Annotated in this window: 12 protein-coding genes; 8 read left to right on the top strand and 4 right to left on the bottom strand. The window is 38.7% G+C overall.

Annotation, left to right across the window (positions count from 1 at the left end):
• The first annotated feature begins 44 nt into the window (after positions 1-44).
• Positions 45-359, top strand: a complete 315-nt coding sequence (locus J8L97_RS17530; RefSeq protein WP_211051778.1) for a hypothetical protein — start codon at positions 45-47, stop codon at positions 357-359.
• Between the two features lie 10 nt (positions 360-369).
• Here J8L97_RS17530 and J8L97_RS17525 read toward each other — a convergent pair whose 3' ends face one another.
• Positions 370-1074 carry a hypothetical protein gene (locus J8L97_RS17525; protein WP_211051776.1) on the bottom strand — a complete coding sequence of 235 codons (705 nt, stop codon included), beginning with the start codon at positions 1072-1074 and terminating at the stop codon, positions 370-372.
• A 569-nt stretch (positions 1075-1643) separates the two neighbouring features.
• On the opposite strand from J8L97_RS17525, the gene J8L97_RS17520 reads away from it, so the two are divergent.
• Both J8L97_RS17520 and J8L97_RS17515 read left to right on the top strand, forming a co-directional pair.
• Complete coding sequence (locus tag J8L97_RS17520; protein WP_211051774.1) at positions 1644-2192, top strand: hypothetical protein; 549 nt, start codon at positions 1644-1646, stop codon at positions 2190-2192.
• A 2-nt stretch (positions 2193-2194) separates the two neighbouring features.
• Positions 2195-3898, top strand: coding sequence for an LruC domain-containing protein (locus J8L97_RS17515; RefSeq protein ID WP_211051772.1), 1704 nt, complete (start codon positions 2195-2197; stop codon positions 3896-3898).
• A gap of 260 nt (positions 3899-4158) precedes the next feature.
• Here J8L97_RS17515 and J8L97_RS17510 read toward each other — a convergent pair whose 3' ends face one another.
• The 3 genes from J8L97_RS17510 to J8L97_RS17500 all read right to left on the bottom strand — a co-directional run bounded on the left by J8L97_RS17510 (position 4159) and on the right by J8L97_RS17500 (position 6925).
• Positions 4159-4626 (bottom strand): hypothetical protein, encoded by a 468-nt coding sequence (locus J8L97_RS17510; protein WP_211051770.1) that lies wholly within the window; start codon positions 4624-4626, stop codon positions 4159-4161.
• Between the two features lie 659 nt (positions 4627-5285).
• The gene (locus tag J8L97_RS17505) at positions 5286-5567 is read right to left on the bottom strand and encodes a GIY-YIG nuclease family protein (protein ID WP_211051768.1); all 282 of its coding nucleotides are present in this window, start codon (positions 5565-5567) and stop codon (positions 5286-5288) included.
• A gap of 1130 nt (positions 5568-6697) precedes the next feature.
• Positions 6698-6925, bottom strand: coding sequence for a hypothetical protein (locus J8L97_RS17500; protein ID WP_211051766.1), 228 nt, complete (start codon positions 6923-6925; stop codon positions 6698-6700).
• A 1205-nt stretch (positions 6926-8130) separates the two neighbouring features.
• Here J8L97_RS17500 and J8L97_RS17495 point away from each other — a divergent pair.
• The 5 genes from J8L97_RS17495 to J8L97_RS17475 all read left to right on the top strand — a co-directional run bounded on the left by J8L97_RS17495 (position 8131) and on the right by J8L97_RS17475 (position 17917).
• A complete protein-coding gene (locus J8L97_RS17495) occupies positions 8131-8757 on the top strand; it encodes a bifunctional 2-polyprenyl-6-hydroxyphenol methylase/3-demethylubiquinol 3-O-methyltransferase UbiG (RefSeq protein ID WP_211051787.1) in 627 nt (208 codons plus the stop codon).
• Positions 8758-8876: 119 nt separating this feature from the next.
• Entirely contained in the window at positions 8877-10469 is a 1593-nt protein-coding gene (gene dptF / locus J8L97_RS17490; RefSeq protein WP_211051764.1) for a DNA phosphorothioation-dependent restriction protein DptF, read from the top strand.
• A 3-nt stretch (positions 10470-10472) separates the two neighbouring features.
• Positions 10473-11771, top strand: a complete 1299-nt coding sequence (gene dptG / locus J8L97_RS17485) for a DNA phosphorothioation-dependent restriction protein DptG (RefSeq protein ID WP_211051752.1) — start codon at positions 10473-10475, stop codon at positions 11769-11771.
• Complete coding sequence (gene dptH, locus J8L97_RS23570) at positions 11752-16806, top strand: DNA phosphorothioation-dependent restriction protein DptH (protein WP_247688716.1); 5055 nt, start codon at positions 11752-11754, stop codon at positions 16804-16806. Before dptG ends, dptH begins: the two co-directional genes overlap by 20 nt.
• On the top strand, positions 16796-17917 hold the full coding sequence (locus J8L97_RS17475) for a PIN-like domain-containing protein (RefSeq protein ID WP_211051750.1): 1122 nt from the start codon (positions 16796-16798) through the stop codon (positions 17915-17917). The genes dptH and J8L97_RS17475 overlap by 11 nt, the downstream gene beginning before the upstream one ends.
• Positions 17918-17954 lie beyond the last annotated feature (37 nt).

The raw sequence follows: 17954 nt of genomic DNA, 5'->3' as shown, positions 1-17954 counted from the left end.
TCGCCCTGACGTAGGTCAGGGTCCATGCGTATATTGGAGTAGATGTGTGGATCCTGAACCAAGTTCAGGAAGACGACGTGGGTGATCTAGGCTTAGGCATGCCCTTTATTGATGAGACATTCAAGCTCGACACTCTTATCGTTTCACACAAGCTCAACACTTCTTCGTCGTACACAAGTTCACACTCATTTGTCGCACACAAGTTCAACACTTATCGTCGCCCTGACGTAGGTCAGGGTCCATGCGTATATTGGAGTAGATGTGTGGATCCTGAATCAAGTTCAGGAAGACGTAGCGGTCAATATACGTTCAGTGAGGCTGTAACACTGAGCGTAATCGAGCGCGATATCTCAAAATAGTAATTGAGTGCTAAAAATTATAGCTGATGTTCGCTGACGTAATACTGTAGTCTTTGCTATTGAAATAGCGAACATTAGTTGCCCATTGACTGTTGAAGTTGTATCCGAACTCAGCAGATAAAATTAGATTCGTTTCGCTTCCTTCACTTTTTACACGTTTAATATTAACGCTTGAATCTGATTCTGCACCAATACCTGCTTCTAGATAGAATTGATCGATGTATTTTCGATAGTGCACTTTAAACGTTAACAAATTGACTGAATCGCTTTCTGAAAATGGTTCGTCATACACTACGTTAACAGTACCATCTTCAGTAATGTGGGTATAACGTTCATGGCCGTCTACGTCTAATGATATTTTACTAAGGTAACCGTGGATATTTAAATATGATGTGTCACTTAATGTGATCATTTTACCGATGCCAAGCTCAATGAAATCTACATCTATATCAAAATTGCTGCCGCCAGAGAGTGATTGTTGATTGTGTTCTAATGCAAAGAAGCCGTGCATATCGGTTGTGGGCTGTCGGTATACGCCAGTTAGATAAAAAGCGGGGAAAGCACTTTTAACTGAGAGCTGTGGGCCTTTTACTTTTAGGTCACCTAGATCAGATATATTGAGTTGTGAGTAACCAACTTCCAATGAATTAGAGGGGGTGCTGTGAGCATGCGTTGCTGCAACTAAGCAACAGAAACTTATTATTAACCTTTTCAAAAATACAGACCTTTATAACATTTAGCCGCCAATAATACCGAAGCCGATAGATGCTGTAAATATTGACATAGCCAGCTGAAAAGTCGCAACACCTTTTGGCTGGTTTATAGCGCAAAATTGTTGCCAGTTATTTTCATGGCCGCCCTGAAAGCGTTCACTAATTTAACAAAAGCGGAATTTTAAATTGGCAATAAATTATGATGTATTTTGCAATATACGAATGAAAGTGCATTGCAAAATGGTGCGGGCCTAAATTTAGGCGCACTATTTTCTCACCATAAACACCGCATTATTTAATTATGTTAAATTTTGTTTTCATGTAATTTATTGATTTTAATTGTTTTATTTGTGTACAAGCCAAACCGTAAAGTGAATACTGATTTTATGCTGTGAAAATGACATTGCTCTGATCACTGGCATGAATATTTAACTGTTGTGTATTACCAAACACCGAAACAGCTTTATGTTCCTGCTTTTAACTAAGCGTTGTTGGAACACCTGTATTTATTGGCAAAGCAGAGTGATAACGCTGAGCTTATTGAGTAATTTTATTAGGTTGGAGAGCAAACATGATTTTGAGATATATGTTTATTGCTACAAATGTATTTTTAGCTGCATGTGGCGGTGGTTCCCAAAGCGATAGCAGCACACCAGCAGTAACAACCCCCAGTTCTGGTCAAGATACACCACCACCCGTTGTAGAACCTGAGCCGGTAACTGAACCAGTGCCAGAGCCTAGCATATTGAGCCTCGAAAACGTGACCGTTCCTGCGCAGTTTGATTGGTCTATGTATAAAGACGACGAAGTGAAAATTAAAACCGTCAGCACAACAATGCGGCCCGATGGTGCACTTGCTGGTATTGGCGGCAAGCACTTTATGAAAATTGTGGCGCTTGATGCAAACCGTAATGAAGTTGAAAACCCATTGCAAAAAAGCTTAACAGATAGAACCGGAGAAACACGCACCAAATTAAAATTCCCAAGTGAATGGTATGGGGTAAAGATAGAAGTTACCGTAGGAAACAAACTGTGCAGCAAGGTGTTCAGTAAAGACGAAATCACCGGTGAAATAGAAGTGCCCTGTGATATTGAAATTCCCGTTGGCGATGGAGAATAATTATGAACATGAAATATAGCCTAAGCCTTGGCATCGCACTTGTTTTTCAAACGTCTTATATATTTGCCGCAGCGACTGAAACCAATACGGTTGATAATCAAGATGGTACGTTCACTTACACCCAGAAAATTAATAAAGACAGTACATCACCTCATTATGTTGCACCAAGTGGGTACGGTTTTAATTATTATTCACACTCAGGGCAAGACTATGGTTGGCAGCACAGTTTCAGTGAAGCATCAAATCCGTTGGTTAAAATACAGAGTGCAATCTTATTGATAAGAGGTTTCGATATTGACTCTGAAGCTTTTCATGGCACCAGCGGTGAATATGACGGTATTAGTGTTGATGGTAATGACCTAAACCCTGGTTTATTACAAGGGACTAATGGCACTTGGTCAGAAACGCCATTTGATGTACCAACATCCTATATTTTGGATGATGGCTTAATGGATGTGTTTTTAGACATTGATATGAACCATAATTATGTTTGGTGGAGAACAACGCTTGACTACAGTCTTTTAACCATTACCTATGCAATAACTGCAAATGATGCACCTTATACACCCACACTGAATGGGTCACCTCAAGGGTGTGCAACCGCAAACAACGATTTTGTTGTGAATGTATCAAATAGTGCAAATGCAGACCCTGATGGGGACGTGGTTAGTTATGAATATCGTTGGTTTGTTGATATAGGCCAAGGTGAAGTGGTTGATGATGAAGTTGCAGGTAAAACGGATCATTCGGGTAATACGGTATTATCGTCACAGGTGAACGCGGGCGAAACGTGGCGTGTACAGGTGATAGCAACTGACAGTAATGGCCTAGTGAGTGACCCTGCATTCTTTACTTGGATGTTAGGCGACAATGACAGTGATTGTGACGGTATCAATGATAACAATGACGATTATCCAAACGACGATAAACGGGCAAGTAATAATTACTCTGTTGAGTCAACGCTTGCGTACGAAGACTTGTGGCCAGATAAAGGAGATTACGACCTAAATGATTTAGTGATCACTCATCGCTTTAACGTGGTAAAAGATGCCAATGGGTTGGTTAAGCAAATTGACTTAGCCGGCAGTATTCAAGCCAGGGGTGCTACACTGGCCAGTGGTTTTGCAATTGCTTTTTCAGGTACCACCAGTGCCAATGTAGAAAGTATTAATGTGGCGATTAACGGCCAATCTGAGGCGGTTACCGCAGAAGCAGGTCACAGCAGTGAGTTAGTGGTCGCGGTCTTAAAAAATACCCATTCAGCAACCAATGATTCGCTAACATATTCATTCTTTAATACCCAAAGTGGAGATGAACGCTCGGTTATTCCAGTAACGATGAGCTTGATTTTTGTTGAACCAGTCAGCCCATTGGCAATTGGTAATGCACCTTTTAACCCGTTTATTTATAGAGTGAGTGACCGAGGTCGAGAAGTACATTTGCCAAACTATGCCCCCACAGCGTTAGCAAATACAGGTTTTTTCAAAACCGGTGCTGATAATACTGAAGTAGGGGGGGAGACTTATATGACCCCAGCAGGGCACCCTTGGGCACTTGAAATTTCGACATCTTGGTTGCATCCGATGGAGTCGGTTGACATTATTCAAGCATATCCTGCTATTCAAGACTGGGCTGAAAGCCGCAAGGCAAGGGGCGCAACTTGGTACAGCACACCTGTTTCAGGTAAATGCTGGAAGTGTAACTAGTTAACTTCAGGTTTGGGCAAGGGTTTTTGAATAGAAAATGTTTTGAAAACAAACATACGTACAATCCAATGATGATATTTAGTTCAATATCAAGGTGCTTTTATGCAGTAATAGCGGACTATTACTGCATAAAAGCAACGCCGAGAGTGAGAAAAATAGCTTTATTGGGCAAATTCGCTTATCCAGAGCTGAGGTTAATTAGCACTTCTTTTAGAAAGCACCGTCATGAGGCGGTGCTTTTTTAAACTGATATGATCTGTTTAAAAGTGATAAATAAATTGTATATTGCCATCGGTGCGTTTTTCATAATCATAAGATTCTTCGCCGTAACCCGCTTCAAGTCGCACAGCCCACCCTGAGTTTAGGTTGCTAGACAAATGGTACTCATAGCTTAGACCAATACCTTGTGTGGTTTGATGATCAAAAAGGCTAATACACAGAAATGTTGAATCAGAACAGCGAGCGTCAGTTTTTCGAGCCCCAACAGCGCCAATGAATGCCCCGTATTTATGTTTACCGTTTAATATTTCTGCGCCCAAACTGAAACCATCATCTAACCCCGCTTTGTAGTTAGCATAATATCGAATATCTGAATTTGTTAGTGAGATGGTTGGTACAACTAGAAATGGATAACCCCCACCCAATGACAAGTCAACAGCTTTAGCCTGAGCGCTATATATAAAAGTTGACACGATTAACGCAGAGTATGCGAGTATTTTTTTATGCATTTGAAATATCCTTTTATTTTAAAATTACATTGGGTACGCAATATACACTACATGCCACGAATGATATCTAATAAAAGGTACAAATTATGTTTTTATTTGTATTTTTTAGCGTTGATATTTACGGTATTCATTTCTGACCTAAATAGACTACGAAACACCTTCAGAGCAACGAGCGACGAATATAGAGAAGCATTGGTTACCTAATTCGTCCTCCTGACGAAGGTCAGGATCCACGTAACGCACAGGGCTTAAAGTCAGGCACTCTACATTTCGTCTCCTTGACGAAGGTCAAGGGCCCATCTCAAGACAAACAACTAAACCGCATAAATTCAGAATTAAACACAGAGCAACGAATAATGAGTGTGTTCACATTTCGTCTTCCTGACGTAGGTCAGGGCCCATCTCAAGACAAGCAACTACACCACATAAACTCAGAATCAAATACAGAGCGACTTCAAGTTAGCCACCCATACGCCGTCAGCTACCCAAACTTTGTCTTCCTGACGAAGGTCAGGACCCACGTAACGCACAGGACTCAAAGTCAGGCACGCTTACATTTTGTCTCCCTGACGAAGGTCAGGGCCCATTTAAACCAGACTAAACTCAGCTTATTACTGTACTTCGTTTCTCTGACACGGGCCAGAATCAAAGTCTTTCAATTAAATACAGTAATACAAGTCGTCCCATTGCGGGTTAACTTTTTCAATTAAATTAACTTTCCACTGCCGACGCCAGTTTTTAAGTTGTTTTTCACGGTTAACAGCATGGTATATATCAGCATGCGTTTCAAAATACACTAATTGGGTCACGTTATAACGTTTGGTAAACCCATCGATTAAATGGCCTTTATGCTCGTAAATTCGTTTTTTAAGATCTCGAGTCACGCCAATATATAGAGTGCCGTTTGGCTTTGATGCCAGAATATAGGTGGTAGGTTGCATGTATTAGTCCTTTAAAACAACATTAATAAGTCAGACTGAGGTAGATATAACATCCTGTTATACCTACTTATAAAAGTAAATTATTACAGTTATTCAAGATAAATCAAATAAACCCTAAATCATACTCAGAACGACGAATAAGGCGGGCACCTCCGCTTCGTCTTCCTGACGCAGGTCAGGATCCATGTAACGTACTCGACCCTAAATCAGTCACTCACACTTCGTCTTCCTGACGCAGGTCAGGATCCATGTAACGCATATGATCGAAACAATAAACTAAACCACATAGACTCTGACACCAGTTCAGAGCGACGAATAAGGCGGGCACCTCCGCTTCGTCCTCCTGACGCAGGTCAGGACCCATGTAATGCATATGATCGAAACAATAAACTAAACCAATAGACTCTGAAACCAGTTCAGAACGACGAATAAGGCAGGCACCTCCACTTCGTCTTCCTGACGCAGGTCAGGACCCACGTAACGTACTCGACTTTAACCAGCCACTCACACACTGTCTTCCTGACGCAGGTCAGGATCCATGTAACGTACTCGATTTTTACCCAACCACTTTACACTTCGTCTTCCTGACGCAGGTCAGGATCCATGTAACGTACTCGACCCTAAATCAGTCACTCACACTTCGTCTTCCTGACGCAGGTCAGGATCCATGTAACGCATATGATCGAAACAATAAACTAAACCACATAGACTCTGAAACCAGTTCAGAGCGACGAATAAGGAGGGTACTTCACACTTCGTCTTCCTGACGAAGGTCAGGATCCAAGTAATGCATATGGTCGAAATAATTTACCAAACCACATAGACTCTGACACCAGTTCAGAGCGACGAATAAGGCGGGCACCTCCACTTCGTCTTCCTGACGCAGGTCAGGACCCACGTAACGTACTCGACCCTAAATCAGTCACTTACACTCCGTCCTCCTGACGCAGGTCAGGATCCACGTATCTCACTCGACTTTTACCCAACCACTTTACACTCCGTCTTCCTGACACAGGTCAGGATCCATGAGTGACGATGTACGTATAGACACTGGCAATGTATTTAAGCGGAATAACGAATAGAAAGGCTCTAAGGGTGAAAAAGAGAAAAGCCGCGATGCGGCTTTGGATTTACTTACAAACCTCCGTACCAATTTTTAGTACTAATAAGCACATGGTAATGAGTGCTACGAATATAACTAGCGCTGGGATTAAGCAAACACCCCAAGGTTTATTGTTTATGACAGCATTTTGCATGATTTCAGCCATGCTCGATAAGAGGTAGCCGATAGCGCCTAACGCAGCAAGTAGGATTTTCACTAGGTCGGCGGCGGATCGGTTTTTCTGGCTATCTGGCATCGTTTGATTCCTTTTTGCTTCGTAGTACAAATTACGTAATGATGAGAGCTTTTTATCGACAAGGTATGCTCATAACTCTGGGTCACTTTTTTGTGAATGCTTTCATAATAGCAATCTCCTAAAAATAGAAAAGTCCTGTTAAGTTGATACAGCCTTCCGGTAATGCTGCTAATTTGATCTAAATTTTTCATAATTAATTTCACCTTTTAAAAACATAACATCGTGCGAATGTCAGTTAATAAAATTGCCTTTTAGATTTTTGTTGATATACATAAATGCCTCCTTGAGTTGCGATTTATATGAAGTGAGCGTACAGGTGTACGCTATTTAATTGTTAACACCTGTTTGTTTATTATGCAATGGAATGTAAATTGATGAAGTTAATGGTAAGTATCACGATTAAAAATATAGGTTTGATTGATTTTTAGTCACTATATGCATTGTGGGTTATAAGGCGTATTTTTCAGGTGTATCAATACATTTTATTAATGCTAAAGTATTGATTTTTGAGGTGGCAAATTCTTTTGTAAAATAGTGGTATACTGGTTTAACCAGTAGCATAAATGAGGGTCAAATTTTCTAAGTGCTAAATTGTTGTAAAAAGCAGCGAGTTCAAAGTTAGAACGCTAAGCTCCCTCACACTTCGTCTTCCTGACGAAGGTCAGGATCCATGTAACGTACTCAACTTTTACCCAACCACTTTACACTCTGTCTCCCTGACGCAGGTCAGGGTCTACGGCTAACCCAACTGAGAAACAACACAATGTAAAAATAACGTAACCAATAAACCGCTTTAATTGTATGGATTTAATCTCAGAGACTATTCAAAAGCTTATAAATCGTGATAAGTTACCAAATATAAAGTAAAAGCTCGTGTAAAAGGCTGTGAATCTATCATAGCAACACATTAACAAATACGTTTTTAGTCACCAAAAATAAACGGTTGAAGGAAGCAGTACAGCCGTAGCAGCTAATTTATACATCCTTATATAACTTAGCTGTGCAGAACGAACAGGAATTTGAATGCGCTTATATCACGTGGTTTTAGGCGGCCCAGGGCTCAATAAACATGCAAAAACATCAGGTATTGCTACCCACAAGTACTACTGTTGTAAAAGAGCGCCAGTTGATGAACTGTCTATAGCGTGTCGGCTATGACTAATACACCTTCTTTTTCTAATACTCAGAGTTCGAATACAAACAACATGAACACAAGTGCCACCTCAATAAACACGCTTGAGTATTATGCTAACAATGCTCAGGCTTTTGCACAGTCAACACTACATGTTGATATGGGCGAGCTATACAGAGAGTTTTTGCCACTGTTACCATCGCCGCATCACAGCGAGCATGAAAAAATACATATTCTTGATGCCGGTTGCGGCGCAGGGCGTGATGCACTGGCGTTTAAGCAACTCGGTTATAAAGTCACTGCCTTTGATGCCTGCAGTGAACTGGCCGACATTGCCAGCTTTCATTTACAGCAAAGCGTGTACGTAAAAACCTTTCGACAAGTGAAAGAGCACGCGCAATATCACGGTATATGGTGTTGCGCAAGCTTACTTCACGTTGCCCATAACGAGCTCCCAGACCGTTTCACCAAACTCGCTAGCGCATTAAAACCCAATGGTATTTTGTACGCCTCATTCAAATACGGCAAAGGCGAGCGTAGCGACGGCAACCGCACATTCAGTGATTTAACCGAAACATGCCTAGAGGATGTACTGGCACAAATACCCAGTTTAAACGTGGTTAAAGTATGGCAAAGCAAAGATCAGCGCCCCGATAGAAGCGAGCAAGTGTGGTTGAATGTGGTGGTGAAATTGAAGTAATTATAGTTTTTACCTAGCTCAATTTATTGATTTTAAAGCTTTAGTGTTGATAATACGCATTAAAGTTAATTATTAACTGATACGGTTAAGGAAGTAACCGTGTTTTAACAGGATTTTTTATGCGGTTAAAAGAAGCCCTCAGCGTTATGTCTATGGCATCGCCCTACGCTGTTTCTACAGAGCGTAGTGAAGATAAAACAAATCTTCATCAACAGATTAAAGACTATTTACATATCCAGATGCCGATTGAAGGTGCTGTATCGAAGTGCATATCTTCTTTTGGGGCCTCGGATAAAAAACTTCTCTTCTTATGCGGTAGCAGTGGAGATGGTAAGTCAGAATTACTAACCAAGGCTAAGGGGGAATATGACAACCGTATTAAATTCCATTTAGATGCGACACACAGTTTTGACCCTAAAGGCTCGGCAATTCAAACTTTAGATAAAGTTTTTGAAGAGTTTGAACATGGTTCTAGTCCATTAGTTGTTGGCATTAACGCGGGCATGATGGGGAATTACGCTGAAGAAGGTAAGTCAGAGCGTATTCAAAATGCAATTGCAACATACTTAGAAAACAAAACTTTTGAAAGTGATGACATACACCTCATTAATTTTGAAGATTATCCAAAATTTTTGATCCATGAAGACGGATATGATTCTGAGTTTACGAAAAAGCTACTGCATAGGGTGACTCAGCAAGAGGGTAACTTAATACGCCAGCTTTTTGAAAATGAGATTAAAGAATATAAAAGTGCTCAGCTTACACGCTATTACGCTAATTTTCAGTTATTAAGCCTTTGTTCAGTTCAGCAAGTTGTCATCGATTTATTATTCAAAGCAAGACTAGTAAGAGATCAATTTTTAACTGCGAGGGCGTTACTTGACTTTGTACACGAACTAATTTTTGGCAAAGGTTATTTATTCGACAATTTGTTTGGTGGTGGTGAAAATGAGCTGCTCAATAAAATAGAAGAGTTCGATCCATCAAACCTACGCACTAAAGAAATTGATAGATTTATTCTTGCTAGAGATTTGGGGCTACCAGATGCTGAATTTGAAGAATTTAACAATACGCTATTCAATAAAGACATTTCTCAGTTAGACCATGCAGTACAGTATTTACGCCTATTCTACTTATTGAAATACGAAGATTACGGTAATAATTATCATAAGCAATTTCTAGCTGACTTTTCTGAAAGTTTGATAGATACATACATCAATATTTACCAGCTCCACAATAATTACTCGGGTGAATCTGAACAAAAAACACAACTAAAAGCGTTTTACAGAAACACCCTGATATCAGCGATTCGTTTATATATTAATCGTAATGCGCCGGGGCTTGGGAGCAAGCATTACTTATTCTCTGAATGTGGTGGTTATCAAGTAGCAGCGCCAGCTGATTTAACAGCCGACTTAGCCACAGTTCAACAAAACCAGCATAAAAGGAGTGCATTTTTTAATGCGCGACTAAAACTAAAAAAACACCGTTTTGTGCTGCCAATCAATATCAACTTACTCTCTTTACTCATAAATATTAATAAAGGTTACAGACCTAATAAGCACGATAAAAATTCGGTGATTTTGCTTGATGAGTTAGCTTCAGAAATTATACAAGAGGCAAAGTCAGCAAATGAATTAGTGATAATAGGCGTGGGGCAAAAGTTCCAGTTAATAAAAGAAGACGATGACATTTCAGTGGAAGAGGTTTAGATCATGCCTTTATTAAAAGAATTGAAGCCTAAAAATAATAGTGCAGCCAGTTTTTATCCAGCATCAACAAATAGCACAAATAATAAATATGATTGGGAAACAGTCGTTGGTTTATTCATAAAATCTTTACATAATATTGAGTTAGAGAAAACCATAAAAACACTGGATGACTTTAAATTAATTTGTAAAACGTATTTAGAGCAAAAGCTTGAGGGTGAAGATATTTGGCCGGTTATCGAAAAAATTTATTTCGACAATGAAGAGGTTGTGAATATATCGCCTGAAATGCAGGTTTTAAAAACCCTAAACCCAGAAATAAGCCAAGCTGGAGATGAACGACTAACAGCACTTTTTATTAATTTAGCCTCTGACCTTGAAAATATTGAGGCACCGAACGCCCACTTGAACTTTTTAGAACAAGAGATCAAACAAACATTTGATTCGCTGCTAGTTACAACAAACAAGGTAAAAAAAGTAAAACCTCATCAAGCTTACTTACCTTTTTTAGCTGAGTTGTTCCAGCAGGATCTTAAGTTTGTGATGAAGCACTCTAACCACTTTTTATCAAACATAAAAGCATTTTTAAAACTATACGGTTTTTTATATACAGCGCAGTTATCGCTCAACATTAAGGGTTGGAAAAAAGAGCCAGAAGTTAAACCATGCTTTTTTATATTAGATAACGAAAAAGCCAGTAAAGAACGGACTCAGCTTCAACTGCATGGTCATAAACAAGTGGTGGATGCCAGCTATGCGCTATTTCCATACTTAGCGCTAACTGAAAGCTTGCAAGACTCCAAAGAGCTTGTACAGCCTTTATGGCAGCTAGCACCAAGCTTAACGCAAAGCGACACTGATAACTTAAATAGATATATTCAGGATTTTTATAACGACCGCAAGCTGACGAGTCAACTTGCCTCCGCCGAAGCACCAGAGCAAGCAATAAACATTTTGATAAGCCTCTTTAAAGAGCAATTTAAAAAAGGCTCAACTCGAGAAGGTGCTTTTAGTAAATTTGTAAACGCAACGCGAGAAACATTAATAAAACCATTTGAAGTATCGCGAGGTCGAGCAGGGTCATTTTTTGTTTTAAACCAAGACTATTTATTACTTTTAACCAACTTAGCTATTGGCAACAAAGAGCAATTAAGGCTGCATGAATTGCTCACTGAGTATAAAAAGCGCGGTGTATTTTTTGATAAGAGTAGTGAAGAGTGTTTGATAGATCTATTTGAGCGAGTGGGCAATATGGAGAGAATGAGCGACAGTGGAGATGCAGTTTATGTCAAAAAAACTATATGAAGACTTTTTAGCTGTGCACTTTTGTAATTGGGCAAAAGATGGTTTTGATGGTGAAAGTCGCTTCCAGTTTCGCTCACCAGATAGTGAAAATAGTATTAAGCTATTTGATGCCTTAATTTGTAAAGCCAATACGCAGGTCGAGGTAGTTACTGACAAAATAAGCTTATGCTTCCAAGCGCTTAAGTTTGAAGACAAAATACTTATCCCTGTTGTACACAGCGAATGTGATAAAGGCCTAAGCGAAAACTTTATTTCACATTTACGAGATTTAGTATCAAGCCAAAGTGGTAATTTAGCTAACTGTGTTTTGTTAGTAGTACATAACTCATACTTAGACACACTGATTAACTCAGCAAGAGACCTAGGAAAACCTGGTGAAGTTTGGCACCCATCAACGATTAAAGACTCCTTAAGTAAGCTAATCACCACAATAAACGGTACTGATAAAGTATCACAATGTTTGTTAAACCATCGCTTCAAATTAATTTTAGAAGATGGTGCAACCATGTTTGGCTTTAGTGAATTATTTGATGCACTTGATGATGGTGTTATTCAATTTCACGAACTTGGCCTATTTAACGACCATACGATTATTGATTGGGATGACACAAACCAAATAGATAAGCGTTTATCGCAAAACCATCAGTTGTTCCAAACTATCAGTGAAATTGTAGAAAAGTACCCGCAAGAATTACCTGAAAAGCTCGGCGATTTAGATCTTGGCGAGAAGTTTGTAAATCAATATTTTGTTGATAATGAACAATGGCATGAAGTTGATTTAGGAGCAATTTTAAAAGAGCGCCGAGATAACAAAGAGAACTTACTCTCGTTTGAAAAAGAGGACGTTACAGGTTTAAGATTTATCGCGAGAGAGAATAAAAAAGAGCGTCACCTCATTATCGAGGTACCTGAAGGGCAAACTGAATTCAAAATAGAAGCCGCTTTTGTCGGTGGTAAATTACAAAAAAATGAACTTAAGTTGCAACATACTAAAGAGCCAATCACTCTAGACGTTAATAATCGTTCAAGTAAACAAACAGTTGCTGAAATCGTAGGTACCTTTAATGGTCAACCTATGTATTTTAGTGTCGATTTTAAACGTGAAAAACCACAAGAAAGATTCAAGTACCGCGTGTTAGTTGTACCACAAGGTGCTTTCTATTTTGATGATTTGGCCGACAGCTTTTTGTTAGTGCCTAGAAAGCAAATAATCACCTTACAAACAAACGCGGGTAAGTTAAAAGTTGCAGAAGGAGGTGTTACCAATAAGGTTACCGGGCCAAATCAAGTTTTCCAAGTACAAGTCACTGAGTACGTTAACTTTGCTGAATTTGCTAATGAAACCGATACACTAACTTTCGCTATTCAAAATGGAACAAATGTGCTTAGTTTTGAGGTTGATGGTGCAGTTTCATCTGGTTCTCTGAGCTTACCGCTAGTGCTAGACACCCAACTTTATAACCGTTTATATAATGATGATTTCAATGGCTTGTATAACCGCGCTAAAGAAAAAGTAGTCCTAGATGGCAAAGATTTAACGCCAAAAGGCATACGAAAGTCACTTTTAAAATGGGAGTCAGAGCTACAAGACAACAGACAACTTGCGACACAAGTTGGCAATCGCCCAGAGGTTAACTTAGCTGATATTCAAATAGCCTATCCAGGACTTTACGCTTCATACACTAAGCTATTTGATTACTTAGATGTGCGAAAAGCTTTGCTAAGTACTTGCTCATGGGGACCTGAGCTTTTAAAAATTGTAACTGCTGTTGTTAAAGAATACTTAGCAGCAATAGATACAATTGAAACAAAGAGTACCTTGTCACCTGCCGCGAACAAACTTTTAAGTATTGGTATTGCAGAATTGAACGAGCAAGAATTTATAACGCCTTACCACACCCTAACATTAGCTTATTTCGCTAATTTGGTGCGTAAAGCAAGTGATGAAAACGACAATAGTTTTAGTACGTTACCAAAAGCAACGCTAAAGCGGTTAAATGCTGAAGGGTTGTTACCTTTTGTTTGGCATGCGAACGATAAATTTGCATATAACCAAGCAGTTGCTGAAAACCGTATGTGGTGTAATTTGGTTGCAAACAAAGAAGTGGGGCTAACATACGTTAGGCCACTCGTTAGGCAAAAAGTCGCTGAATTCTCAAAAGCATTTGATGTATTGTTCAATCAAGGCTGTAAAGAAACCATCTACATCAACTCCATAAACAATGGTGACAACACCGCGTTATTTTTAGGTTTGGTCGACTACTTAAAAAAACAAACTGCAGAGCAGGCTAATCGAATTCATGTAAACCTGTATGATAAAAAACTCAAGCGAACCTATTTTGACGACTTTGCTGACGCACCAAGTTATGACGAGCTAAAAGATATTGCTCAGTTGGCGAGTGAAAAAGATAAAGCAGATGCCATCGCTGATTTACTCAAAAACCGTATTACTTACAGTAAGTTCAAATTAGATGATAGCAAAGTAAATTTTGAATATGCGCACATTAGTTTTGTTCGGAACGATACGCCCGTAACGGCTGAATCTGTTGATGTATTGAATGAAAAAACAGGTGTTGCCTGCCATGGTTTACTGGCTGGTGAAACCGCTTACGATGAACACAACACTTACTTCACAACATTTGGCTTAAAAAATATTGAAGTGGCTAACAACCAGCCGCTTGCTATCAGTAGTAAATTTAACAGCTTAGCCAAAGCTGCTTGGCAAGGCTCTAAGTACGAAACAACCAATGGCCTTGCGCTCAAAGTAGCAGGCGAATTAACCCACTTGCTAGAAAGTGTTTACGATAACACAGTGTGGACTGTGATAATTGATCCTAAAGTCACGCTCGACTTCTTTAAAACACAAAAAGATGCCGTGTTAATCCATTACTCAGACAACTTTACTAACTCAGCCAATTACGACGCCATTACAGTTACTAAACGCCGCGATTTATACGACCAAGTACTTTCGCAAGGTGTAAAGGGGTTGATTGATGAGTTCAATGCCTTTAATGGTGAATGGCTGCTCAAAATGATCACCTGTAACGATAATGAGCGCAAAGAGAAAAAAAGCATTATTGGTGCATACAAATATGTAAATTGTTTACTTTATCAAAGTGATATTACTTGGGTACCAATGAGTGTTGCTGAAATGATCCGAGTAGCAGGCAATATTGGTCTCAAAATGAGAGGAAGTGACTTTTCTAGGCTTGAGCATGGCTTTACCAGTGGCGAAATCTCTGATGATGTCTTATTTGTAGGCTTTAAAGACCAAGCCATGTACTTGCTACCACTAGAAGTGAAGATTGGTCAAAAGCGCACTCATAGCAAAGGTATTCAACAAGCTAAAGAATTAAAGCGCTACTTAGTTGAAAACCTGTTCGGCCGCCAAGACTTAGCAGGGCACTTATACCGTGGTTTATTTGTACGCCAAATCTTAATGCAAATTGATAAGTTTGAACTCTATAAGGTTTATAAAGAAAATGATTTCAAAAATATTCATAAAAATCGAGAATGGTGGCTGCAAGGCGATTATCAAATAGAGAATATACGTGATTACCCACAAGGCTTTATGATGGCGTTTTTTGAAAATGCAGATTACGCAAAAGAAGAATTTAGCCTTGAAGATGAGATTCTGCAAATTAGCCTACCAAGCGCTAATTTGAATAAATTTATTAGCACGCCGTTACAACAGCTATTAGCTAATATCGAGAGTGCCACCCTGTGTTATGTGCCAGAGAAATATATTTTGACTGGTAAAACTGAGATAGTAATTTCGGAACCGGTTGAAGATGCCACTACTCCGACCCCACCAAAAAGCGTTTGTAACCTAGCAATAGATCAAGCCTATAAAGGCGAAAGAGAACAAACGAAAGCCCCAGTTGTTACAGTTGAGTCAGCGATAGATTTAGAAGTAGTTCTTGGTCATACCATACCGAATAACGAGATTGTAACTTGGCAACCGACGAACTCGGCTAAAACCAAAAATACAAACTTTGGCGTTATTGGCACTATGGGAACAGGTAAAACACAATGCGTGAAGTCCTTAGTAAGTCAGCTAATTTTTAATGAAAATGATAATTTAGATAATAAGCCAATAGACTTATTGATATTTGATTACAATTCAGATTATGTGGATGAACAATTCACTAAAGCAGTTAACGCCGAAGTTTACGATCTATTAAAGTTGCCTTATAACCCTTTATCTTTATTCGGTGATACGCCTATGTTGCCGCTTTATACAGCAGGAGCATTTGCCGAGACAATCGATAAAGTTTTTCACTTAGGAAATAGACAAAAATTACGATTAGAAAATCTAATATTAGAGTGTTACGAGTTGGCAGGTATTCAACCTGAAGACAAATCTACATGGTTACGACCCGCACCCACAATCGAAGATTTATGGCAGCTATTTTTAAGTCAAGAAAAGGTTGAAGAAGATACCTTATATGCTGCGCTTGCAAAATTAGCTCGGTTTAAAATTTTCGAGAGTGATCCGGCGAAAACGATCAGCCTTTTTGAGTTTGTGAAGGGCGTTAAAGTAATAAAATTAGAGAGCCCTGCGAAAGAAGTACAGAACTTAGTGGTTGCGTTGACATTGGATCTGTTTTACAGCCAGATGCAGAAGTATGGTCATTCGAAAAGTCTGAATGGCAAGCGTCAAATTAATAAAATGATTCTAGTTGATGAGGCTGATAACTTTATGTCTCAAAACTTTAAGAGCTTAAAAAATATCTTAAAAGAAGGCCGTAAGTATGGTGTTGGGGTTATTTTGTCTACCCAAGACATTACCCACTTTAAAACGAAAGAGAATGATTATGCACTTTATATTTTTGGTTGGATTGTGCACCAGGTAGGTAAAATCTCAAATGAAGAAGTAAAATCTATCTTCAACATATCAAAAAAAGAAGAACAAGAAGTGTTAATGAATACAATCAGAAAACTAGAAATACACACAAGTTTATATGTTGATGGTGATAAACAAATCAAAAGGATCAGAGATAAAGCGTTTTGGGAGTTGTTGAATGCTAAATAGGTTTCCTGGTTTTGCTGACGATTATCTTGAAGAGCAAATATTAAATAGCGAGAAAGTCACTGTAGTTTTTGATACAAATATTCTTTTAAATCTTTATAGATATGAGAAGAAGATTGTTAATGATATTTTACTTCAAATTAAATCTTTAAAAAGAAATAAGTTTTTCGATATATGGTTGCCTCACCAGGTAGCGCTTGAGTTTAATTTACAGCGTAAGCAGACGTTTAAAACTCAAGAAAAAGCATTTCAAGAGTTTAGTAAAGAATTTAAAACCTTTAGCAAAAAATTAGATGGGTTAGCAAAAGTTGGAGGTAAAAACAGTGAGCTATCACCATTAAAAAAAGAACTTGGCGTTCATCTTGATCGGATTAGTAATGTAATCAACAAGCATCAACAAAAAGAGAGGAATGTACGCCTCGAAGACAAAGTTATAGAGCAGGTTTTTGAGATTTTTGAAGGTCTTGTTGGAGAACATTATTCTTTTGAGCAGATGAAACGAATAGAGCAAGAAGGCGAATATCGCTACTCACATAATATTCCACCGGGTTTTGATGATGGTGGTAAGAGTGTAAGTTATAGTTATATGGGTACAAAGATAGAGTCAAAGTATGGTGACTTAATTCTTTGGAATCAACTGATTGACAGAGCAATTAGTAGTAAAAACACTTTAATACTTGTTACTGGTGATGAAAAATCAGATTGGAAGTCAAAAGAGTTTGATAGAGTTCATCCTGAGTTAATCAATGAATTTAAACTAAAAACAGGACAAGACTTCTACTCATTAACCTTACCGAATTTCGAACGCCACTTTAAACCTAGATTAAAGAGGAAGTTATCTGATGCGACTACTAATGAAATTATAAAACTTAATCAAAATGATAACTCCGGCTGGCTTGAAGACATCCTCTTCGTATTTCAAAAAAAGGGAAAGCCATTAACTCTAAAAGAAGTTTATAATGAAATACTTGCATATACCGATAGAGAGTTACCACCTAGTTGGGATGTCATAATTAGAAGAACAATCTATAACCACTGTTCTGATTTGAAAGCTTTTTTGGGTAAAAGAGATTTATTTATTAAGCTTGATAGCGGAAAGTACGGACTTCGCTAAATTGAATTATTTAAGATAATTATAAATGCCATTTGGA

The organism is Pseudoalteromonas sp. MMG012 (assembly GCF_018100875.1).
Taxonomy (GTDB): Bacteria; Pseudomonadota; Gammaproteobacteria; order Enterobacterales; family Alteromonadaceae; genus Pseudoalteromonas; species Pseudoalteromonas aurantia.
This window is presented reverse-complemented; position numbering and strand designations above follow the sequence as displayed.